This window comes from Actinokineospora spheciospongiae (assembly GCF_000564855.1).
GTDB classification, from domain to species: domain Bacteria; phylum Actinomycetota; class Actinomycetes; order Mycobacteriales; family Pseudonocardiaceae; genus Actinokineospora; species Actinokineospora spheciospongiae.
Map to the genome: position 1 here is coordinate 1 of NZ_AYXG01000039.1, position 21,268 is coordinate 21,268.

Genomic DNA, 21,268 nt, shown 5'->3' on the forward strand with positions numbered 1-21,268 from the left:
TCGCCACCCCCGGCCAAACACATCCACCCACCCGGGCAGTTGCTTGGTCGGGCCAGCGGTTTGTTGGGTGGGCGGTTTTCGCTGCGCCGGTGAGATTCGGGGTGACTGGTGGCCGGGCTGGCAGTTGCGGGGGTCACCAGTTGTTGCTGCGCCGATGGGGTTTGAAGTGGCTTGTCGTTGGGCGGGCGGGTTTTAAGCCGAGAACAGCTCCACGCACGTGGGCACGTCCTGGCTCGGGAAGCCGGTGACGACGACGCGGTCCGGGCGGATGAGGGCGGCGCGGGAGCGGCCGAGCCAGCGGAGGAGTTCGGGGCACCCGTCCGCGCGCACGACCACCGCGCCGAGCCTGCGGGCCGTGGTGGCGGGGGCGGGTTCGATCGGTCCTCTGTGGATGATCCCGAAGGCGTCGCCGAGCACGTCGTCGAGGCGGCGGGGGCCGGTGGGGGTGGGGATGCGGGGTTGGGGGCACAGGGTGCCCGCCAGGCGGTCGCGCGGGCCGGTGCGGACGAGGGGGCCACGGCGCAGGCGGGGGGAGGTGGTCTTGAGGACCAGGTCGGTGACGCCGGGGATGCGGCCCGCGCCCGCGATCGCCCGCCTGCGGACGGTGGCGCCGAGTGGGCCGCCGCCGGTCATGGCCCAGCCGACGGCGACGGCGGTGCGGATCATCGTCGTGGCGTGGGGGCGGCGTTCGGGCTCGTAGGTGTCCAGGAGGCACTCGTCGGCGGTGCCGGTGAGGACGGCGGCGAGTTTCCAGGTGAGGTTGGCGGCGTCGCGGAGGCCGGAGCCCAGGCCCTGGCCGATGAACGGGGGTGTCAGGTGGGCGGCGTCGCCGAGGAGGAAGGTGCGGCCTCGGCGCCAGCGGTCGGCGACCTGGGCCCGGAAGGTGTACTCGGCCCGGCGCAGCACCTCGACCTCGGCGCCGCCGGTCCACGGGTGCAGGAGGGCGTCGAGGTCCGGGTCCGCGCTGGTCTCGCCTTCGCGCAGGCGGAACTCCCAGCGGTAGCGCTCGGCGCCCACCTGCATGAAGGTGGCGGCGCGGTGCGGGTCGCAGACCTGGTGGACCCCGTTCCACACGTCCAACCGGGTCGGGCAGAGCACGTCGACGACCAGCCACCGCTCCTCGAAGCGCAGGTCGCGCATCGCGGCGCCGATGGCCGCCCGGGTGGGGCTGTTCGCGCCGTCGCAACCGAGGAGGGCGCGGGCGTCGACGTGGCCGACCGCCCCGGTGCCGAGGTCGCGGACGTGCACCCGCACCGGGTCGCGGGGGTTCGCCGGGAGTTGCGCGCGGACCACCTCGTGGCCGCCGCGCAGGTCGATCTCGGGGTGCTCCGCCGCTGCGGCGCGCAGCAACCGCTCCAGGTCGGGCTGGTCGAACAGGTTCGCCTGCGGCCAGCCGTGCGCGCCCTCCAGGCTGTCCCGGCGGAACTCGACGATCGTGCGCAGCCCGCCGTCGACCAGGCGCAGCCCGGCCACCGGTCGGCTGATGGCGCGGAACCCCTCCGCCACGCCCACCCGTTGCAGGATGCGCACCACCTCGTCGTCGAGGTGCACCGCGCGCGGCAGCGGGTAGACGTCGCGGTGCCGTTCCAGGACGACGCTGCGGACCCCGCGCCGGGCCAGCAGGATGGCCGAGGTCAGCCCGGTCGGCCCGGCGCCGACGACGACCACCGGCAGCGCTTCGGCGGGAGGCACGGTCATGGCGGCCACGGTACGGACCGCCACCGCTGAACCCGCCGGTGGACGACTCCGGACGACCGGGGATTCCCCCGGGCGGGCGTCATCGGACCGGGGCGTGGGCGATCCCCGAGAGGCGCCAGCCGTCGGCGGTGCGGGTCACGGTGACGAGCACGCGCACCAGCGTCTCCGTCGGAGCGGTGGCGGACTCCGCCGTGACGCGGAGGGCGACGAGGACGGTCGCGGTGCCGCGGTCGGCGTCGACCTGTTCCGCCGCGGCGGCGAGGACGTGGCCGGTGGTGGACGTCCCGGCCGCGAGGAACCTCTCCCGGCTCGAGGTCCGCCCGGTGCGCAGCGAGTCGAGCAGGTCGCCGGTGACGACCGCCTCCCAGGCGTCGTAGTCGGCGTCGAAGGTGGCGACCCGCAGCGTGTTGAGGACGCGCGCGCCGTCACCGCCCACCCGGACCACGTCGTCGCGGGTGGTGGCGGCCTCGCGGTCGGCGGGGGACCCGGTGGGCTGGACGGGAACGGCGGTTCCCGAGGTGGTCCGGTCCCCGAGCAGGACAGCGAACCCGAAGGCCGCCGCGACCAGGACGAGGGCGACCACGGCGACGAGCGCCCTGCGGTTCGGGGCGTTCACCGGGCACCCAGCAGGTCGATGGCGGACCCCTTGGCCTGCTGCCAACCGCTGTCGCCGCGGACCAGGGTCAGGACGAACTGCGCGCCCGCGGACTGCGGGGCCTCGCCCGGCCGGGTGCTGGACTGGGTCAGGAACAGCAGGACTTCGGCCTTCCCGGGGTCGAGGAGGCGGACCCCGGAATGCGTGACCTTCGACGTGAACGCCACCTGCTGTTCCCGCACGCCCTTCTCCGCCTGGTCGAGCAGATCGGTGTACTGGGTGACCAGGTCGCCGGTGATGAGGTCGGCGATCTCGGCGCGCTGCGCGGGCAGGTCCGCGCTCGAGTAGGAGAACAGCGCCTCGGCGATCGCCACCGCCCTGGCCTGCGCCCGGGCGGTCTCCGCGCGGTCGACGTGCGCCCGGTTGTCCGGCTGCCGCGCCGCGTCCGCGCCCAGGACCGTCAGCGGAAGACCGCCGAGAACCAGCGCGAGCACGATCCCCGCCTTGGAAAGCCCCCTGTTTCCCATGCGGAAGTAGTACCAGTGTCGGCTGAGGCCGTCCCCGCTTTCCGCAACATCGGTATCCGGGGGAATGGGGCTCAGACCGCCGCGGTGCCGAGCCTGGCCGAGTAGCGCCGGTAGTACGAGCGGCCGAACACGCGCCAGGCGATCTTGCCCTTGGCGGGGAGGTTGCGGAAGAACCAGTCCCCCTCGGCCGGGTCGGCGGCGTCGAGGACGACCCCGATGGTGACCATGCCGATGCGCGGGCTGGACGGCATCTGCTTCGGCCCCTCCGCCACCACCGACTCCCACTCGGCGACGCTGAGGTGGTCGAGCACGAGCGGGAACACCTTCTCCTCCTCGGCGTCCAGGTGCTCGTCGAGGTGCGCGGTGAGCGCGGCCAACTCCACGGCGATGTCGGACGCGGTGGCGCGGTCGGCGCGCTCCGCCCAGGCGGCCACCAGGGGCGTCAGCTTCCGGATGCCGGCGTCGACCGCGCCGTGCTGGGCCTCCATCTCCCGGATCAGGGCCTCCTCCAGCGGTGCCCGCTGCTGCAGCAGCGGCCACAGCACCTCGTCCTCGCTGTGGTGGTGCGCGTGCAGGAACAGCAGCAGGCTGCGCACGTGGTCGGCGACGGCGGCGGCGCGGGCGCGGTCCCCGTCGGCCACGGCGCGGACCTGCCCGGACAGGAGGGCGAACTGCTTGCGCAGCGCCTTGTGGATGACGACCATCTGCCGGACCTCGGGCTCGTCCTCGGGTCCGTTCGGGTCGATGCGCATGGTTCCCCTCCCGCTCCACCGGTCGCCGCCCGACCACTGGTGTCCTGTGCGCGGCCACCCTATCGACGCCCGCTTAAGCGCGGCCTGCTCCCGGCTTGCCCGCCGGCCAAGTCCGTTTTTCCCGTTGTGCACCACCATCGCCTGCTGGAGGCAGTCCTCGGTGGCACCGTCCACTGAGGTCACCGTGGAGCGCCGACAAAAACGCCACCGGGCGAACAGCACCGGAACCGGTCAACGGGTTTGTCGGGCCAGGAGGCCCGCCAGGAACACCCCCAGCGCCTCGGTGAGCGTGGCGGTGAAGTCGAGCCGGAGCGCCGCGAGGTCGGGGTTGGCGGCGTAGGCGGCGAGCATGGCCTTCGACGGGCGGCTGTGCGCCCACAGGGCACCCGCCAGCACGACCGTGGCGCCCGCGAAGCCGGTGGCGTCGGCCTCCCCCAGTTCCGGGACGCACCGGCGGGCCACCCCGGCCAGGGTGGCGACGCCCGCGAGGGTGGCGCGCTTGTAGTCGGCGGCGATCTGCGGGGAGACGTTGTGCTCCAGCACAGCGGCCTGGTTGCCGAGCAGGTCGCACAGGGTCGGGCGGGCTGCCAGCGAGGTCGCGGTGGTGGTGGTGAGGGCGTCGAGGCGGTCGGGCAGTGCGGCGTCGGCGGGGGTGGTGAGGGTGGTGTCGAGGTCGGTGAGCCACTGGTGGGTGGCGGTGGCGAGGAGTTCGAGGAGGATTTCCTCGCGGGACTCGAAGTAGCGCAGGACGTTGGACTTGGCCAGGCAGACGCGCCTGCTCAGCTCGTTCAGGCTGAGTTGTGCCACCGGCATCTCGGTCAGCATCGCGGCCGCGGTGTCGAGGATGGTCTGCCTGCGCTTCGCGCGCTGCTCCTCGCTGCGGGCGCGCTTGAAGGACGTCATGCGCGCAGCCTAGAAGACCGACGGTCTCTTGGCAGCAGACCGGCGGTCTGTTAGCGTCGGAGTTATAACAGACCGTCAGTCTTTAAGGAGTTCCGAATGTACGTCGTCCCCGATCAGACCGGCAGGTTCGTCGTCGTGACCGGTGCGAACAGTGGGCTGGGCAAGGAGGCCGCGCGCAGGTTGGCCGAGGTGGGGGCGCGGGTCGTGCTGGCCGTGCGCACACCGGCCAAGGGCGAGCAGGCCAAGGCGGAGATCCTGGCCGCGCACCCAGCGGCGCGGGTGGAGGTGCGCCGGGTGGACCTGGCCGACCTGGCCTCGGTGCGGGAGTTCGCCGACGGCCTGCTGGGCGAGGGCACCCCGCTGGACCTGCTGGTCAACAACGCGGGCGTGATGGCCCCGCCGAAGCGGATGACCACCGCCGACGGGTTCGAACTCCAATTCGGCGGCAACCACCTCGGCCACTTCGCCCTGACCGTGCGGCTGCTGCCGCTGCTGCTCGCCGCCGACGCGCCCCGGGTGGCCACCATGAGCAGCGGCCTGGCCGCCGTGGGCCGGATCGACTACGACGACCCGCACTCGGAGCGCCGCTACCGGCCGATGGCGGCCTACGGGCGGTCGAAGCTGGCGAACCAGATGTTCACCCAGCACCTCGCCGCCCTGGCCGCCGAGCGCGGGTGGGACCTGCTCAGCACCGGCGCCCACCCCGGTTTCACCCGGACGAACCTGCAGACCGCGGGCGCCAGCCTCGGCCGCGACAAGACCACCGAGAGCTGGTTCACCCGCGTCGGCCCGCTGCCCTCGCAGGAGGTGGGGACCGGTGTCGAGCCGTTGCTGCACGCCGCCACCAGCCCGGACGCGACGGCGGGCGGCTACTACGGGCCCGGCGGCCGGTTCGGGCTGGTCGGTCCCACGACCACCGTCCGGCCCACCCGCCGGGCGCGGGACGCCGCTGCCAACGCCCGCCTGTGGGCCGAGTCCGAGCGCCTGACCGGTGTCACCCTGGCCGCGCAGGCGGTCTGACCCGCCCCTCGGTCAGGCCAGGCGGACCTCGACCGGGACCGCGGCGGTGAGCGTGTGGCCCACCGGGGAGCTGGCGATGACCTTGGCGTGCAGGGCTTCCAGGTCGGCGCGGTCGGCGGGTGAGTCGATGCGCACGGTGGCGGTGATGCCGTCGAAGCCCGCGTGGCCCTCGGCCAGGCCCAGGAAGACGTGCAGGTCCACGTCGCCCTTGACGTCGACGGTCAGCCTGTCGAGCTGGATGCCCGCAACCGTGGCGTTGGCGGCGTAGCCCACGGCGAGGCAGTTGCCCAGGGCGCCGAGAAGCTGCTCGACCGGGTTCGCCGCGGTGTCGCCGCCACCGAGGGCGGGGGGCTCGTCGGACTTGGCCGCCGGGAACTGGCGGACCTTGGCCTCCGACTGGAAACCGCCCGTCCAGGTCACGTGGGCCGCCCACGTGGTCTTGGCCTTGGCGCTGTCGGCCTGGACGGCGGCGACCAGGCCGCCCACCGCCTCGATGTCCACCTGGTTGAGCCGCACCTGGGTCGTCACGCGTTCCTCCGGGGATCGTCGGGTAGTGCTGTCCTCCCAACGATCCCACCGCTTCGGCGGTCCACAGCGGACTCCCACATCGCGGGAGCGGGCGAGGCGTTCACACGACGGTCACCACGTGTCAACACGGCGCCCGGACGGGGTGGCGGGCGGCAGGGTGCGGGCGATCCGGTGGCGGGTCTCGGCGGGATCGATCACGTCGTCGAGTTCCAGGACGGTGGCGGCGTTGACCGCCTTGCCGCGCCGGTAGGCCTCGGCGAGGATGAAGTCGTAGGTCTCCTGGCGCTTGTCGGGGTCCTCGATCGCCTCCAGTTCGCGGCGGAAGGCGAGGCGGACGGCGCCCTCCAGGCCCATGCCGCCGACCTCGCCGGTCGGCCAGGCGAGGGTGGCGACGGGGGCGTGCACGCTGCCGCCGAGCACGGCCATGGCACCGAGGCCGTAGGCCTTGCGCAGGACCACGCCGAGGACCGGCACCGTCAGCGTCGCACCGGTGACGAACAGGCGGCTGAAGTGGCGGACGGTGGCGGTGCGCTCGGCGTCGGGGCCGACCATGAAGCCGGGGGTGTCGCACAGCGACAGCACCGGCAGGCCGTGGGCGTCGCAGAGTTGCAGGAAGCGGGTGGCCTTGTCGGCTGCGGGGGTGTCGATCGCGCCGCCGAGGTGGGCGGGGTTGTTGGCCAGCAGCCCCATGGGCCTGCCCTCGACGCGGACCAGGGCGGTGAGGACGCCGACGCCGAACTCGGGGCGCAGTTCGAGCACGGACCCGGTGTCGGCCAGCAGTTCCACCACCCGGCGGACGTCGTAGGCGCGCACCCGGTTCTCCGGCACGACGTGGCGCAGCGCCCGCTGGTCGGCGCACTCCCAGTCGGCGACCGGGCCCTGGAAGTACGACAGGTAGCGCTTGGCCACCGACACCGCCTCGGCCTCGTCCGCCGCGAGCACGTCGATGACGCCGTTGGGCACCTGGACCGACACCGGCCCGACCTCCTCCGGGGCGAACACGCCCAGCCCGCCGCCCTCGATCATCGCGGGCCCGCCCATGCCGATGGTGGCCTCCGGGGTGGCGATGACGACGTCGCAGCAGCCCAGCAGGGCGGCGTTGCCCGCGAAGCACCGGCCGGAGGCGATGCCGACGGTGGGGACCAACCCGTTGAGGCGGCCCATGGTGGCGAAGGTGGGGACGTCCAGGGCCGACACCGCCGTGGTGTCGGTGTCGCCGGGCCGCCCGCCGCCGCCCTCGGCGAACAGCACCACGGGCAGCCGGTGCCGCGCCGCCAACTCCAGCATCCGGTCGGTCTTGCGGTGGTTCATCACGCCCTGGGTGCCCGCCAGGACCGTGTAGTCGTAGGCGAGCACCGCGCACCGCTGCCCGTTCACCCCGCCGATCCCGGTGACCATGCCGTCGGCCGGGGTCTTGGCGGTCAACTCCTCCAGCGACCGCCGCTGCCGCTGCGCGGCGACGGCCAGGGCGCCGTACTCGACGAACGAGTCCGCGTCGCACAGGTCGGCCACGTTCTCCCGGGCGGTGCGCCGACCGAGGCGCCGCCGCTTGGCCACCGCCTCCGGCCGGGCCGCGTCGAGCCCGACCCGGTGCCGTTCCAGGACTTCGGCCAGGTCCGCCCGCACCGCGGCCAGGTCCACGGCCTCCTCCGTGGCCACCGCGCCCGCCTGGGCCTCGTCGGGGTCCAGCCGCACCAGCACGTCACCGTCGGCGGTGACCGCACCGACCGACGCGCGCACCTCCACCACGGTCCCGGACACGGCCGCCACCAGCACGTGCTCCATCTTCATCGCCTCGACGACCACCAGCGGCGCCCCGGCCGCCACCCGCGCCCCGACCGCGGCGGGCACGTCGACCACGGTCCCGGCGAACGGCGCCGCGAGGTCGGCCCGCGCCACCTCGGGCGCGGCGGTGACCAGGTCGGCCACGTGGTCGTCGACGAACGAGGTGGTCCACTCCCCCGCGCGGAACACCGGGTGCCGCAGGACCTCCCGCAGGAACGCCAGGTTCGTCCCCGGCCCGCCGACCCGGAACTCCCCCAGCGCGGCCTCCGCGGCCACCGCGGCGCGGGCGAGGTCGGTGTGCGGGACGTGCGTGACTACCTTGGCCAGCAGCGAGTCGTACCGGGAGACCGCGCGCAGGCCGCGGTACCCGACGGTGTCGACCCGCACCCCGGGCCCGGAGGGCACCTCGAACTCGGTCAGCACCCCGGACGTGGCCCGCGCGGTGCCGTCGGGCAGCGGTTCCTCCAGGTTGACCCGGCACTGCACGGCCAGCCCCCGCGGCGGCGGCACCCGGTCCTGGGTGAGCCCGAGGTCGGCGAGCGTGCGGCCGAGCGCGACCTCCAGTTGCGCGGCCACCAGGTCGACGCCGGTCACCTCCTCGGTCACGGTGTGCTCGACCTGCACGCGCGGGTTGACCTCCAGGAACCAGAACCCGTCGTCGGCCACCAGGAACTCGACCGTCCCCAGACCCGAGTACCCGACCTCCTCCGCCAGCCGGGTCGCCGCGGCGAACAACTCGGCCCGCCGCCGCGCGGGCAGCCCGGGGCACGGTGCCACCTCGATCAGCTTCTGGTGCCTGCGCTGCACCGAGCACTCCCGGTCCCACAGGTGGCTGGCCGCCGTCCCGTCCCCGATGACCTGCACCTCCACGTGCCGCGCCCGGGGCAGGTACCGCTCCAGGTACACCTCACCGGAACCGAAGGCCCGTTCCGCCTCCGACCGGCACCGCTCGTGGGCGAACTCCAGGTCGGCGGCCTCGGTGACCACCCGGATGCCCCGCCCACCGCCACCCGCGACGGCCTTCACCACCACGGCGCCGACCTCGTCGAAGAAGTCCCGCGCCTGCGCCGACGTGACGCCGCCGGGCGTGGCGGGCAGGACCGGGATGCCCAGGCCGGCCGCCAGTTCCCTGGCGCGGGCCTTGTCCCCGAGCAGCGCCAACGCCTCCGGGGCGGGACCGACGAAGGTCAGCCCGGCCTCGGCGCAGCGGGCGGCGAAGTCGGCGTTCTCGCTGAGGAAGCCGTAACCGGGGTGCACGAGCGCGGCCCCGACGCGCCCGGCGAGCGCGACCAGTTGCTCCCCGTCGAGGTAACCCCGCTCACCGGTCAGCGGGTGCGCCTCCGCCGCGAGCCGCACGTGCCGGGCGTCGCGGTCGTCGGCGGTGAAGACCGCGGCGGTGCGCAGGCCCAGGGCGGTGGCGGCCCGCTGGACCCGGACGGCGATCTCGCCGCGGTTGGCGATGAGGAGCGTGGTCATGCCCCGATCCTGCCGGTGCGCCGCGCTTGGCGATCAACCGAACCGCAGGTTCGTGGACTCCAGGGCCGCGACGCCGCCGCGGGCGAAGTCGCCCCAGGTGCGGCGGAGCCTGGTGGCGAGGGCGCGGTCGAGGGGTTTGCCGCCCATCATCGGGGAGTCCGACCAGGAGTCCGGGGTGCCCAGCAGGTACGGGAGTTCGACGCAGTGGCCCGCCCCCAGGAAGCCGGGGGCCCGGTCGAACCGGTACCGCGCCACCGATCCGCCGTTGGACGCCCACGTGTCGGCCAGCCTGTGCGCCGGGTCGGCGAAGACCTGCTTCGTGGCGCCCGCCGAGACGATGCGGGTCACCGACCTGCCCAGCCGGGTGAGGCGGCGGCCCGCGGGGGACATCACCACGAACGGGCTGGCGTCGTGCTTGGTGTGGCCGATCAGGAGTTCCACCCGGGACGCCGCGTCGGCGAGGCGGGCGGGCACCTCCGCGACCGACGGCAGGGGGGCGCTGCCCAGGACCGGTCCGTAGGGCATGCCCGCGAACGCGCCGAACCGGTGCGCCACCGCGACCGCCTCGTCCTGGGCGGCGAGGATTTCCGCCGTGCTCGCCCCGTGGGCGAGGTGGGTGAGGCGGGCGCGCACGGCCGCGAACAGCGGGGCCCGCTCCTGCGAGATGCTCAGCGGGGCGCTCTGCATGATCGCCCGGTGGAACAGGCCGTCGGCCTCCTCCGACAGCATCAGGGCCAGCACCGAGTCCGCGCCCGCCGACTGGCCGAAGGCGGTGACGTTGCCAGGGTCGCCGCCGAAGTCGGCGATGTTGTCGCGCACCCAGCGCAGGGCGAGCACCTGGTCGCGCAGGCCGAGGTTGTCCGCGCCGCCCGCCTGGGTGGGGGCGAGGTAGCCGAGGACACCCACGCGGTAGCTGACGTTCACCACCACCACCCCGGCCTCGGCCGCCAGCGCCACCGGGTCGTACTTGGCGCACTCCCCGGTGCCCTCGACGTAGGCGCCGCCGTGAATCCACACCAGCACCGGCAGCCCGTCGGCACCCGCGGGCGCGGCGACGGTCACGACCAGGCAGTCCTCGCTGTGGACCATGCCGTCGGTGAACTCGCCGGTGGCGAAGCCCAGCCGGGAGGGCGGTTGCGGGCAGATCGGTCCGCGCCGGGTGGCGTCCACGACCCCCGACCAGGGCCGCACCGCCTCGGGCCGCTCGAACCGGCCCGCCGTCGCGTAGCGGACGCCGCGCGCCCGCACCACCGCCCCGTCGTCGGTGACGAGCAGGGTTCCCATCCGGGTGCGGAGCTGACGCTGTGCCATGGGCGGCACCCTACAAAGGAACGATCTTGCGCAGAAGGGCTCCGGCGGGGGTCACCGCAGCTTTCGCCGCAGCGCGGTGAGCGCCCGGTGCTGGGCCACCCGCACCGCGCCGGGTGTCGTCCCGAGGGCCTCCGCGGTCTCCGCGGCGGACAGGCCCACCATGACCCGCAGGAACAGGACCTCCCGCTGCGCGACCGGCAGGGTGGCCACGAGCGCCCCGGCCCGGTCGCCCCGCTCGCGGTCGAGGAACCGCTGCTCCGGGTCGGGCAGGCCGTCGGGCCGGTCGGCGAACTCCCACACCGGGCTCGACCGGTCCCGCGAACCGGTCCGGTACACGTCGGCGATCTTCTTGGCGGCGATGGCGTAGGCGAAGGCCATGAACGGCCGCCCGTCCCACCGGTAGGTGGGGATCGCCTTCACCAGGGCCAGGCAGGTCTCCTGCACCACGTCCTCGACGGACGCGAACGCGTCCCTGGTGGGCCGCAGCCGGTTCCGCGCGTACCGCAGCACCGGGGGCCGCACCACCGCCAGCACCTCGGCCAGCGCCGCCCGCTCCCCCGCGTGCACCCGCGCGACCAGGCCGAGCAACAACCGGTCGGTCCGGTCCCCACCGGACTCCCCGTCCGCGGACACCGCCGCACCGCCGTCGACCATGCGACTCCTCCTCCCGCCCCCGCCCGCCGCCCGGGCCACCCGGGTCGTCGCGTTCGGACCAACGCCGCAGATCCTGGCCCCTCCCGCCGGGCGCGTCACCACCCCGGGCGACTTTGTCAAGCAGTTGTCATGCCGTTGTCCGGTCGGACGGGGTGCACCGGGACCCGGCGCCACCGGACACGGTTCGATGGGGCGGTGGACTTACTGGACAGCATGGAGCGCAACCTCGCCGAACACGCCGCCCACCTGCACCGGCGGCTGCCCGGGGCGGTGGTGGTGGACAGCGCCGACCTGCTCATCGCCGACAGCGGGATCGCCGACGACACCTTCAACATCGTCGCCAGGGCCCGGTTCGAGTCGGGGGCGCCCCGGCGGCGGGTGCGGCAGACGGTGGACCGGGTGACCGCGACCGGGCGGCCGTTCTCCTGGTGGGTGGGGCCGGGCTCGCCCGAACTCGACCAGCTCCTGGTGGACGCCGGGCTGTCCGCCGCGGAGTCCGAGGCCGGGATGTGGCTGGACCTGCGCCGGTCGCGGCCGGACCGGGAGCCGTCCGGGCTGGACATCCGGGTGGTCGACACCGCCGCCGAGCTGGCGGACTTCGCCCGCGTGCTCGCCGCCAACTGGGAACCCCCGGCCGCGACCGTCGAGCGGTTCTTCGCCGACGCCGCGCCGCACGCCCTCGACTCGGCGTCCTCGTACCTGGTGGGGTACGTGGACGGTGTGCCGGTCTGCACGGCGGAGGTGTTCCGGCACGCCGAGGTCGCCGGGATCTACAACGTCGCGACCCTGGTCGCGCACCGGCGCAAGGGGTACGCGGGGGCGATCACGGAGGCCGCGCTGCGGTGCGCGCGGGAGTCCGTCGCGGTGCTCCAGGCTTCGGATGACGGGAAGCCGGTCTACCGGCGGTTGGGGTTTGTCGAGTGTGGACGGTTCACGGAGTACACCGTGCCCGCGGGTGGGGTGGGCTCGGCGTAGCGGATTCGGGCCGCCGCGCGGTTGGCGAACTCGCTCGCCTTCTGGGCGTTGTGGGCCTTCGCCACCGGGGCACTGCTCGCGGGCGCGGTCTTCGGCGTGGCGGGCACGTGGTGGCGGAACCGGCCGGGGACGACCGCTTCGGAGTCGGGCATCGCGCTCATCGCGTCGGTCCACGCCTGGTCGGCGCTCCACCGCTACGGCGCGCTCGGCCACTTCGGTTGGGGGACGGTCGATCTGGTCACCGCCGTGGTGCTGCTGCTCGCGTTGGGGCGCACGGCGCGGGAGCGGCTGCGGGCCGCCGGGATGGCGGTGCCCCGCCCGCACCGACCGGTGGGCCGGTGCGGGGCGCTCCGCGCGGGGTCACCGCATCGAGCACGCCTGGAGCAGGGCAGCGGCCTGGTCGGTCTTGCGCTGCACCCAGACCACGGGCGAGGCGAGGTCGTCCAGGGTCACCGCGGCGAGCGTGTCGGACAGGTCCCGGATGGCGTCGTTCACCGTGGTGTCGGCGGCCTTGCCCGCCAGGCCGTTCAGGGTCTCGGCGGCAGTTCGGCTCTGCTCCACGGTGTTCTGCGGGTTCAGCGCGTCCGGGGTGAAGTCGACGGCGCCCACGGCGTCGAGGCAGACCTGGGCGTTGGACAGGGTTTGACTGGCCGCGGCGGCGGTGTCGGCGGCGTCCTGGAGGCCGCTGCACCCGGTGAGCAGGGCGAGACCGCCCGCGACGGCGACGGCGATGAGGGAAGTGCGCATGGTGGTGCCTCCGGTCCTTGACCGAAGGTCTCCCCACCGCCGGACGAGCCGGGCGGCGCCGAGGCCGGGCGGGCACTGACCCACCGTACTGACGACCTGCGGCCGGAGGGGTACTCCCCTTCGCACCTCCAGCATCCGCACCCGCGCGCGCCCTGTCAAGGCGATCCGCCGCACACGGGTTCAAGGGCGGTTGGCGGAACACCCCGTTCCACCACCGGTCACGGGTGCATCCGGGCGCCCTTGAGGATCTTGTCGACGGCGTTGCGGGGGCCGTGGACGCCGAGTCCGACCAGGTCCAGGTGGTCGCGGGGGACCGCGCGGACGGCGGCGCGGTTGTCGCGGTCGTTGCCGGTGGTGAACAGGTCGGCGGTGAAGACGGTGATGCGCAGGCCGCGGGTGAGGGCGCGGGTGTGCGCGGCCGTGACGACCTCCTTGCCGCCCTGGAGGACCAGCACGGGTTGGCCGAGCATCGGCAGGTACTCGGTGCCGTCGGCGTCGAGGTAGGGCTCGCCGATCCGGTCGGGGTCGGCCGCGGTGAGGCCGCTGACCAGGAAGGCGGTGACGTTGAGCGCCTGCCAGCCCAGCAGGTCGTCGCGCAGCAGGACGGCGATCTTGGTGTCGGGGCGGGACGGTTCGGTGTCGTGTTCCACCGGGCCAGTCTCAGCCGGTCGGCGGGTCCGGGTCTTGTACGTTCTTGGCGTGCCGGTCCGCTCGGAGGTCACCGCGTGGCGGCCGTCGCTGGGCGGCGTCCGCGAGGTGCTGCACGCCCGGTTCGCCGAGCACGCCTACCCCGCGCACACCCACGACGCCTGGACCGTGCTGATCATCGACTCGGGCGTCGTCCGCTACGACCTGGACCGGCACGAGCACGGGGCGCTGACCTCCCAGGTGACGGTGCTGCCACCGCACGTCCCGCACGACGGGCGCAACGCCACCCCGGACGGGTTCCGCAAGCGGGTCCTCTACCTCGGCCCCGAACTGCTCGACCCGGGCCTGACCGGCGCCGCCGTGGACTCCCCCGGCATCCCGGACCCGGTGCTGCGCGACCGGGTGGACCGGCTGCACCGGGCGCTCGCCCCGCACCACGAGGACCTGGAGGCGCAGAGCAGGCTGGCCCTGATCTGCGAACGCCTCGGCCTGCACCTGACCGGCGGCCCGACCACCGCCCCCGCCGTCCGCGCACCCGGTCTGGCCCGGCAGTTGCGCGACCTGCTCGACGCGCGCACCGTCGAGGGCGTCACCCTCGACGAGGCCGCGGCCCGGCTGCACGCGCACCCGACGCACCTGGTGCGCGCGTTCAGCGGTGAGTTCGGGCTGCCGCCGCACCGCTACCTCGTCGGCCGCCGGGTCGACCTGGCCCGGCGGCTGCTGCTCGACGGCATGGCGCCGGGGCAGGTGGCCGCGGCGGCCGGGTTCCACGACCAGTCGCACCTGGGCAGGCACTTCAAGCGGATGCTCGGCGTTCCGCCGTCCCGGTTCCGGGGGTGATCGCCGCGCGGGCGGGGTCCGCCCGCGCGGCGATCACCCGATCCCCCGGGTCAGCCCCGCCCGGCCCCCGAGGTGAACCGGACGGCCGGGAGGCGGGAGGCCGCCCGGCTCACGACCGCTTCCAGCGGTGGCACCAGCACCGGGCCGACGGCCGCGGTGCCCATCGCCGCGCCCACGCCCGCCCACGCGACCGGGCCCAGCGGGGTGCAGCCGAAGAAGTGGCTCACCCCCGGGGTCTGCACCACCGCGACCAGCGCCGCCGCCGACCCCAGGGTGGTGGCCAGGACCAGAGGGCTGTGCCGCCTGCCGGACAGGGTCTGCACGAGCTGTGAGCCGACCAGGCCGCACAGGGCCATCGTGCTGGTGCGCCGCGCGGTCCCCGGGGTCCACTTGCCGATCAGCCACCCGGTGGTGGCGCCGAGGCCGGTGATGATGCCCCGGTGCCGGATCTGGGTGATCAGCGGTCCGCCGAGCACCGCCGCGCCGACCGGGGCCTCGTCGCCGCCGCCCGCCTCGTCCCTGGCCGGGGTCACCGCCACGGCCATGGCCGGGAACATGTCGGTGAGCAGGTTGACCAGGAGCAGTTGGCGGGTGGACAGCGGGCAGGTGCCCGACAGCATGGTGCCCAGGACGGTGAAGCCGACCTCGCCCGCGTTGCCGCCGATCAGGATGCCGATGGCGTCGGCGACGCTGCGCCACAGCGCGCGGCCCTCGGCCACCGCGCCGACCAGCGCGCCCAGGTCGTCGTCGGTGAGCACGAGGTCGGCGGCGTTGCGGGCGGCGGCCGAGCCGCGGGCGGCGATGCCGATGCCCACGTCGGCGGCGCGGATCGCGGCGGCGTCGTTGGCGCCGTCGCCGACCATCGCCACCACCCGGCCCGCGGCCCGCAGCGCCTCCACCACCTGCAACTTCTGCTCCGGGGCGACCCTGGCCACCACCCCGGCGCCGCGCAGCAGCCGGGCGCCGCCCGCGCGGTCGAGGGCGGCGAGTTCGCCGCCGGTGACGACCCTGGTGTCCTCCGGCCAGCCGAGGCCGACCGCGATGGCGCGCGCGGTCCTCGGGTGGTCGCCGGTGAGCACGACGGGGGCCACACCCGCCTCGCGCAGGCTCCGGACCAGCGGTTCGGCGCTGTCGCGCGGGGTGTCGGCGAGGGCGAGCAGGCCCTGGAACTCCAACCCGGCCAGCGGCTCGTCCAGCACCTCGTCGGCGTCGTCGGCCACGACCGGGCGGCGGGCGACCGCGAGCACGCGCAGTCCCGCCGAGGCCAGGGTCTCGACCAGCTCGCCGGTGTCGGCTGGCACCGCGGCGCACCCCGGCAGCACGACCTCGGGTGCGCCCTTGACCACCAGCAGCGTGTCGTCCCCGGTGCGCCCGACGGCCGCCGCGTACCCGCGGCTGGCCTCGAAGGGCAGGCCCGCCGACTGCTCCCACCCGCCGTCCTCGGGCAGCGCCGACAGCACGGCCTCGTCGGTGGCGTGCTCGTGCGCGCCCGACTCGGTCGGCTGCCGCGGGCAGGCCCTGGCCGCGACCTCCAGGACGGCGGTGGCCTCTGGCGCGCCCACCGGGAAGACCCCGTCGGCGGTGGCCACCTCGACCACCCGGAGCCGGTTCTCGGTCAGCGTGCCGGTCTTGTCGAAGCACACCGTGTCCACCCGGCCCAGCGCCTCCAGCGTGCGGGCCGTGCGGACCAGGATGCCGTGCCTGCCCAGCCGCCGAGCCGCCGCCGTCTGGGCGACGGTGGCCACCAGCGGCAGCCCCTCGGGGACCGCCGCCACCGCGACGGCGACACCGCCGCCGATGGCCTCGCGCACCGGGCGACCGCGCAGCAGCGCGAACCCGGTCACCGCGGCGCCGCCGACCAGCGTCATCGGCAGCGCCTTGCCGGTCAGCTCGCGCAGCCGCGCCTGCACCCCGGCGGGCGGCGCGGTCCGCGAGGCGAGCGACACCGCGCGCCCGGCCTCGGTGTCGGCCCCGGTGCCCACCACCACGGCCCTGGCCCACCCGGCGACCACGGTCGTGCCCTCGAAGACCATGCACCGGCGGTCGGCGATGGCCGCCGCCGGTGTCGCGGTCGACTCCTTGGTCACCGGCAGGGATTCGCCGGTGAGCGCGGACTCGTCCACCTCCAGGCTGTCGACCTCCAGCAGCCGGGCGTCAGCGGGCACCACGTCACCGCCCCGGAGTTCGATCACGTGCCCGGGTGCCAGCCCGTCCGCGTCGACCACCTCGGTCCGGCGCTCGCCCACCACCCGCGCCCGCTGCCGCTGGGTGACCGCCAGCGCGGCCAGCGCCCGCTCGGCGCGCAACCGCTGCCCGCCGCCCACCAGGGCGTTGACGCCCATGACGCCGACGACCAGCAGGGCGTCCACAGTGGAGCCCAGGACCGCCGAGGCGACCGCGCCGACGGCGAGCACGGGGGTGAGCGGGTCGGCCAGCTCGGTGCGCACGGCACCGGCCAGCCGCAGCAGCTCGCGCGGCGGCCCGGCGCCGGGCATCCCGGCCAGTCGCGCGCCCAGGTGCCGGGCCCGCGCGGTCAGGTCGTCGGCGACCTGGCGACCGCGCCCGGACTGCTCGCGGAGGCGGTGCAGCACCCCCTCCGCGGGCAGCGCGTGCCACGGCACCAGCGGCCGGGGCGCCGGGGTGGGCGCCGTGCCCACACCCGCGGCCAGCGCCCACCCGGACACCAGGGCCGCGCCCGCGGCGAGGTCGACCGGGCTGAGCCGGGCCACCGGGGAGAGCAGGCGCCCCCACCGCCGCTGCTGGCTGGTGGCGACCAGCAGCCCGGACAGGGCGGTCGCGGCCTGGGCGCAGGTCGCCCCGTACTTGCCCGCCGCCCGCGCCGCCGGGATCGCGCGCACCAACCGCCACACCCCGGCCAGCCCGTCGACGCACAGCGCGTCGGCCGCCCACACCACGGCGGCGTCCTGGTCGGCCAGGCACACGGCGAAGTCCGCCGCCAGCACCCCGGCGACCACGTCGGCGTCCGCCCCGGTCGTGCCGCGCGGCCTGGCGAGGGCGCACACCACCCGGCCGTCGGCCCGCAGCGACCGCAGGACCTCGGCCATGGACCGCTCGCACACCGTCTCGTCCGCCCCGACCGCGTTCGCCCCGGTGCCGTCGTCGCCGACGACCACGACGCGCAGCCCGGCCTGCCCGGCGGCGTCGAGCACCGCCCTGGCGACCGGGTCGGGCCGGTGCCCGACCAGGACCGTGCCGACGTCGCGCCCGTCGGCGGAGGCGATCATCAGCCCGGTGGAGTCCGCCGCGGCGTCGGGGACCGGGCGCAACCGGACCGCGTCGGGGTCGGCGTCCGGATCAGACCCGGAGTCGGCGGCGGCCAGCGCGGCCTCGGCGGCCTCCCACAGGCGGCCGTCGCCCCAGTCGGGGGCGTGCGGGTGGGCCTCGGTGACGGTGCGGCTGTCGAGCCGCAGCGCCCCGGCGTGCACCAGCAGCGTGTCCACGGTTTGCAGCGAGCGCAGCCGCTCCGGGGCGCGCACCAGCACCCCGTCGCGCGCCAGGACCTGCCCCAGCACGGAGGCGTAGCCGGTCCAGCCGTACCGGGAGGGCTTCGGCGACCCGGCCAGGACCGCCTCGCTCGCCTCGCGCACACCGCCGGTGAGCACCCCCGTGACCAGCGCCCCGACCAGGCCGCCGGTGGAGGCGGAGGTCGCGTACCTGGTGACGGGGTCGACGAGCGCGGGCCTGTCGACCGGTTCGCCCGCCACGCTCTCCCGCCCGGGAACACACACCACGTCGTGCACCCGCTCGAACGCGGTCACCCGAGCCGCGGCGTCGAGCAACTGCCCGGTGCGCAGCGCGGCGTCGAGCAGCAGTTCCGTCGGGGAACCGCCGAACCCGTGCACCGCGGCGGTCGCGGCGGCGATCGCCACCTCGGTGGGCCCGCCACCCAGCCGGGACCGCAGCAGCGACCGCACCCGCGGGTCCTCCCGCACCACGGTCAGCGCGGCGGCGGCGACCCGGGGCGGGCGGCGCAGCCGGAACACCCCGGCGGCCAGGGAGGTTGCCAGACCGGCGCCGGTCACCGCCAGGGCCACCGCGGCGGACCGGATCTCGTGCAGGTCCCCGGGGTGCGCGGCGGGCTCGACGGCGGTGGCGGGCGACGGTTCGTACTCGCGCGCCAGCGCGGACACCTCCGCCGCCACCCTGTCGGTGGCCGCGTCCTCGGCGAACCGGACCACCACGCGCGCCAGCCCACCGTCCCAGTAGGCGCTCACCACCCCGGGGTGTTCCAGGACGGCGGCCACCACGTCCTTGAGCACCCGCCGCACCTGCTCGGGCGCGCCCTCGGGCAGGCGCACCGGCAGGTGCAGGCGGTGCCCCGCCCGCCACCACAGCTCCCGCTTGGTGAAGGCGTCGCGCACCAGGCGCCCGGTCGACTCCAGGGTCGCCCGCCCCGCCTCGACCCCCGTCGCAGCCGCCCGCCTGCCCAGGCCCACGGCCTCGTCGGCCACGTCGAGCGCCGCACTCGTCGCCTCCCCGGCCGCCCGCAGGACGCGACCCGGTGCGCTCACCGCCAACTCCGGCAACCGCACCACGTTCTTCAACACCATCAACCGTCTTCCACCCACTCGCAGTCCGGCACGCTTGAGCGCGTGTCATACCCACGGCGGGAGGCCAACCCCTCCCCGCCGCACCCGATTCATCCGAAGGTGGTCCTTTCGGCACCGACGGTTCACACACCGTTTCTTGGCCCCGGCCCGGCAGCGGGAGATGCTCGAACCGCCCTCACTCGAATGGACAAGCCCATGTTCGAGCTGATCCACGAGCCGACCACCGGGGACCGCACGCGCCCGGTCCTGGTCGTCGACCTCGCCCCGCTGGCACCCCTGCTGACCCCGGTCGCACTCGCCTCGACCCTGCTGACCCCGGCCCTGCACCACGCCGAACCCGCCCTCCGAGCAGCGGCGACGGCCGCCGGGGCGAGCCCGGCGGCCGTCGAAGCGATCGCACTGCTGGTGCAGGCCCTCCGCAACCGGAGGTGACCGCGCTACCTGGCCCGGGGCTCGGTGCGAACGTCCTCCCGGGACAACTTCTCCGCCACGAAGCTGCCCACCCCGACGACCGCCGCCACCGGCCACTCCAGCACCCCGACCACCGCGAGGGCCGCCAGCCCACCCCACCACAGCGCGCGCTTGGAGTCGACGGGCGCCATCGCGGGAACCGGCAGCCGGACACCGGCGATCCGCAGCCCACCGCTGTCGGCGTCCTCCGCCTTGTCGGTGTCCCTCGGCATCTCGGTGTTCCTGGACATCTCCGTGGTGCCGGGCATCCCGGTGGTGCCGGACATCTCCCGGTCCCGGCGCACCTCGGCGCTCCTCGGCGGCTCCGCGTGCCGTTCGGCGTGCCGCTGCGTGGCCCTCTCCGCAGTCCGCTCCGCGTGCACCGGCTCGTCGGCCGAGGCGGGCCTCCCGGCGGACGGCGTCGGGTCGGTGGACTGGCGGGTGGTCGGGACGGTCGAGTGCGTCTCGGTGGTCATGGTTCCTCCTCCGTGGGTTGGTCCGGATACCCCGGGCGGAAACGCCACAAGCGCCACGATCAGGTGGTTGTCCGCAACACCCGGATCAGGTCCGGTCCTCGCCACACCACGTGGACCACCGCCAGCAGACCCGCGACAGCCACGGCCGCACCCGCCGTCGTGTGGTCGGCGACCAGGCCGAACACGGCCGGGCTGAGTCCCTGGGCGGTCATCAGGCCGGTGGCCAGGAGGGTGAACGCCTGCCCCCGTTCCCTCACCGGAACGAGGTCCCGGAACCGGGACTGCACACACACGCCGTAGGCGAGCCCGGCACCGGACAATGTGGACAAGAACAGCGCGACGGCGAACGGCAGCGGGAACCAGAAGGCCGTGAGCGGGGCCCCGACCAGCACCAGGAGCGGGATGACCAGGCGGTCGCGGCTCCCCGGGGGCACCAACCGGCCCACCAGGACGGTCCCGACCACCATGCCCGCGGGGAGTCCGGCCAGCAGCAGGCTCGCGCTCTCCGCCGCCCACCGCGCGGCGGCGTACGGGATGAACAGGCCCTCCGCCCCCGCGGCTGCCGCGGTCGGCAGCCACTGGGCGACGATGAGCACCCGCAGGTCGCGATCGCGGAGCAGGCGCCGGTTGGTCGTCCAACCGGCACGGACGGTGCCGGTCCGTTCGCGTCTCGCGGGCCTGCCCACGGGGAGCCGGGTGCGGACCCACAGGCAGGCCAGGGCGTGCAGGACGGCCGACACGAGCAACGCCCGCCCACTCCCCAGGAGCGCCACCGCTCCCCCACCGCCCACCAGGCCGACCAGTTGCGCCACCGAGGACGCCAGGAGCGACATCGACCGGCCCACCGCGTACCGCTCGCCGGGGAGCACGTCGGCGATGACGCGGCCGGTGAGTCCGGTGAAGACCGGTGTCACGAAAGCGATTGCGGCGACCAGGGACAGGCTCAGCCAGACCGGGGTGATGCCGGTGGCGAGCAGCAGGGCGACCGCGCTTTCCACCCCGTACCCGAGCGCGATCAGCCCGCGCGGTTCGGCCCGGTCGGTCAGCGCGCCGAGCAGGCTGCCGCCGATCAACTGGGGCACGAAGGACGCGCCGTGGGCGATTGCGCTCAGCAGGGCGGAACCGGTGGCGAGGAAGATCAGGACGGACAGTGCCACCGTGCGCAGGGTGTCGGCCGCCGTGGCGAGCGACCGGGCGCCGAAGACGGTGCGGAAGCGGGGTTCGGCCAGCACGTCGCGGTAGCGGATCGGGGGGTCCGGGGGCATCGGCCCAGCATCGGCGCGGGGTCGGGGCCCGTCCATGCTTACGTTCT

The 21,268-nt window shown here is 75.2% G+C and carries 18 protein-coding genes and 1 pseudogene; 5 read left to right on the forward strand and 14 right to left on the reverse strand.

The annotated features are described in order from the left end of the window. Positions 1-192: 192 nt before the first annotated feature. The 5 genes from mhpA to UO65_RS04660 form a co-directional block, all read right to left on the reverse strand. Positions 193-1,698 (reverse strand): bifunctional 3-(3-hydroxy-phenyl)propionate/3-hydroxycinnamic acid hydroxylase MhpA, encoded by a 1,506-nt coding sequence (gene mhpA, locus UO65_RS04640; protein WP_052020753.1) that lies wholly within the window; start codon positions 1,696-1,698, stop codon positions 193-195. Positions 1,699-1,777: 79 nt separating this feature from the next. Further along, a complete protein-coding gene (locus UO65_RS04645) occupies positions 1,778-2,314 on the reverse strand; it encodes a hypothetical protein (RefSeq protein ID WP_052020717.1) in 537 nt (178 codons plus the stop codon). Then, on the reverse strand, positions 2,311-2,787 hold the full coding sequence (locus UO65_RS04650; RefSeq protein WP_035279076.1) for a hypothetical protein: 477 nt from the start codon (positions 2,785-2,787) through the stop codon (positions 2,311-2,313). Before UO65_RS04650 ends, UO65_RS04645 begins: the two co-directional genes overlap by 4 nt. 104 nt (positions 2,788-2,891) lie before the next feature. Further along, positions 2,892-3,572 carry a hemerythrin domain-containing protein gene (locus tag UO65_RS04655; RefSeq protein WP_052020719.1) on the reverse strand — a complete coding sequence of 227 codons (681 nt, stop codon included), beginning with the start codon at positions 3,570-3,572 and terminating at the stop codon, positions 2,892-2,894. A 231-nt stretch (positions 3,573-3,803) separates the two neighbouring features. Next, complete coding sequence (locus UO65_RS04660) at positions 3,804-4,475, reverse strand: TetR/AcrR family transcriptional regulator (RefSeq protein ID WP_035279078.1); 672 nt, start codon at positions 4,473-4,475, stop codon at positions 3,804-3,806. A gap of 96 nt (positions 4,476-4,571) precedes the next feature. Between UO65_RS04660 and UO65_RS04665 the strand changes: the two genes are divergently transcribed. Continuing rightward, complete coding sequence (locus tag UO65_RS04665) at positions 4,572-5,495, forward strand: SDR family oxidoreductase (RefSeq protein WP_035279081.1); 924 nt, start codon at positions 4,572-4,574, stop codon at positions 5,493-5,495. A gap of 12 nt (positions 5,496-5,507) precedes the next feature. Here UO65_RS04665 and UO65_RS04670 read toward each other — a convergent pair whose 3' ends face one another. The 4 genes from UO65_RS04670 to shbA form a co-directional block, all read right to left on the reverse strand. Continuing rightward, positions 5,508-6,023, reverse strand: coding sequence for an OsmC family protein (locus tag UO65_RS04670; RefSeq protein ID WP_035279084.1), 516 nt, complete (start codon positions 6,021-6,023; stop codon positions 5,508-5,510). Between the two features lie 111 nt (positions 6,024-6,134). After that, positions 6,135-9,284, reverse strand: a complete 3,150-nt coding sequence (locus tag UO65_RS04675) for an acetyl-CoA carboxylase family protein (protein ID WP_035279085.1) — start codon at positions 9,282-9,284, stop codon at positions 6,135-6,137. Positions 9,285-9,317: 33 nt separating this feature from the next. Beyond that, positions 9,318-10,595: a carboxylesterase family protein gene (locus UO65_RS04680; RefSeq protein WP_035279086.1), complete on the reverse strand. Its 1,278-nt coding sequence runs from the start codon at positions 10,593-10,595 to the stop codon at positions 9,318-9,320. 51 nt (positions 10,596-10,646) lie between these two features. Then, positions 10,647-11,249 carry an RNA polymerase sigma factor ShbA gene (gene shbA, locus UO65_RS04685; protein WP_084175315.1) on the reverse strand — a complete coding sequence of 201 codons (603 nt, stop codon included), beginning with the start codon at positions 11,247-11,249 and terminating at the stop codon, positions 10,647-10,649. A 195-nt stretch (positions 11,250-11,444) separates the two neighbouring features. Here shbA and UO65_RS04690 point away from each other — a divergent pair, with 195 nt between their 5' ends. Beyond that, on the forward strand, positions 11,445-12,224 hold the full coding sequence (locus tag UO65_RS04690; RefSeq protein WP_233427442.1) for a GNAT family N-acetyltransferase: 780 nt from the start codon (positions 11,445-11,447) through the stop codon (positions 12,222-12,224). 48 nt (positions 12,225-12,272) lie between these two features. Beyond that, positions 12,273-12,527, forward strand: a pseudogene (locus tag UO65_RS38920) (DUF6518 family protein); the annotation flags it as partial. A 57-nt stretch (positions 12,528-12,584) separates the two neighbouring features. On the opposite strand, the gene UO65_RS35510 reads toward UO65_RS38920, so the two are convergent. Both UO65_RS35510 and UO65_RS04700 read right to left on the reverse strand, forming a co-directional pair. After that, the gene (locus tag UO65_RS35510; protein WP_035279088.1) at positions 12,585-12,971 is read right to left on the reverse strand and encodes a bacteriophage spanin2 family protein; all 387 of its coding nucleotides are present in this window, start codon (positions 12,969-12,971) and stop codon (positions 12,585-12,587) included. 218 nt (positions 12,972-13,189) lie between these two features. Then, positions 13,190-13,621 (reverse strand): DUF2000 domain-containing protein, encoded by a 432-nt coding sequence (locus tag UO65_RS04700; RefSeq protein WP_035279089.1) that lies wholly within the window; start codon positions 13,619-13,621, stop codon positions 13,190-13,192. Between the two features lie 49 nt (positions 13,622-13,670). Here UO65_RS04700 and UO65_RS04705 point away from each other — a divergent pair, with 49 nt between their 5' ends. Continuing rightward, a complete protein-coding gene (locus UO65_RS04705) occupies positions 13,671-14,459 on the forward strand; it encodes an AraC family transcriptional regulator (protein WP_035279091.1) in 789 nt (262 codons plus the stop codon). A 50-nt stretch (positions 14,460-14,509) separates the two neighbouring features. Here the strand turns inward: UO65_RS04705 and UO65_RS04710 are convergent, their stop codons facing one another. Beyond that, complete coding sequence (locus tag UO65_RS04710; protein ID WP_035279092.1) at positions 14,510-19,030, reverse strand: cation-translocating P-type ATPase; 4,521 nt, start codon at positions 19,028-19,030, stop codon at positions 14,510-14,512. Positions 19,031-19,213: 183 nt separating this feature from the next. Here UO65_RS04710 and UO65_RS04715 point away from each other — a divergent pair, with 183 nt between their 5' ends. Beyond that, positions 19,214-19,462 (forward strand): hypothetical protein, encoded by a 249-nt coding sequence (locus UO65_RS04715; protein WP_035279094.1) that lies wholly within the window; start codon positions 19,214-19,216, stop codon positions 19,460-19,462. A 5-nt stretch (positions 19,463-19,467) separates the two neighbouring features. Here UO65_RS04715 and UO65_RS04720 read toward each other — a convergent pair whose 3' ends face one another. After that, positions 19,468-19,956 (reverse strand): DUF456 domain-containing protein, encoded by a 489-nt coding sequence (locus UO65_RS04720; protein ID WP_035279096.1) that lies wholly within the window; start codon positions 19,954-19,956, stop codon positions 19,468-19,470. 59 nt (positions 19,957-20,015) lie between these two features. Further along, a complete protein-coding gene (locus UO65_RS04725; protein WP_052020720.1) occupies positions 20,016-21,221 on the reverse strand; it encodes an MFS transporter in 1,206 nt (401 codons plus the stop codon). Positions 21,222-21,268: the final 47 nt, after the last annotated feature.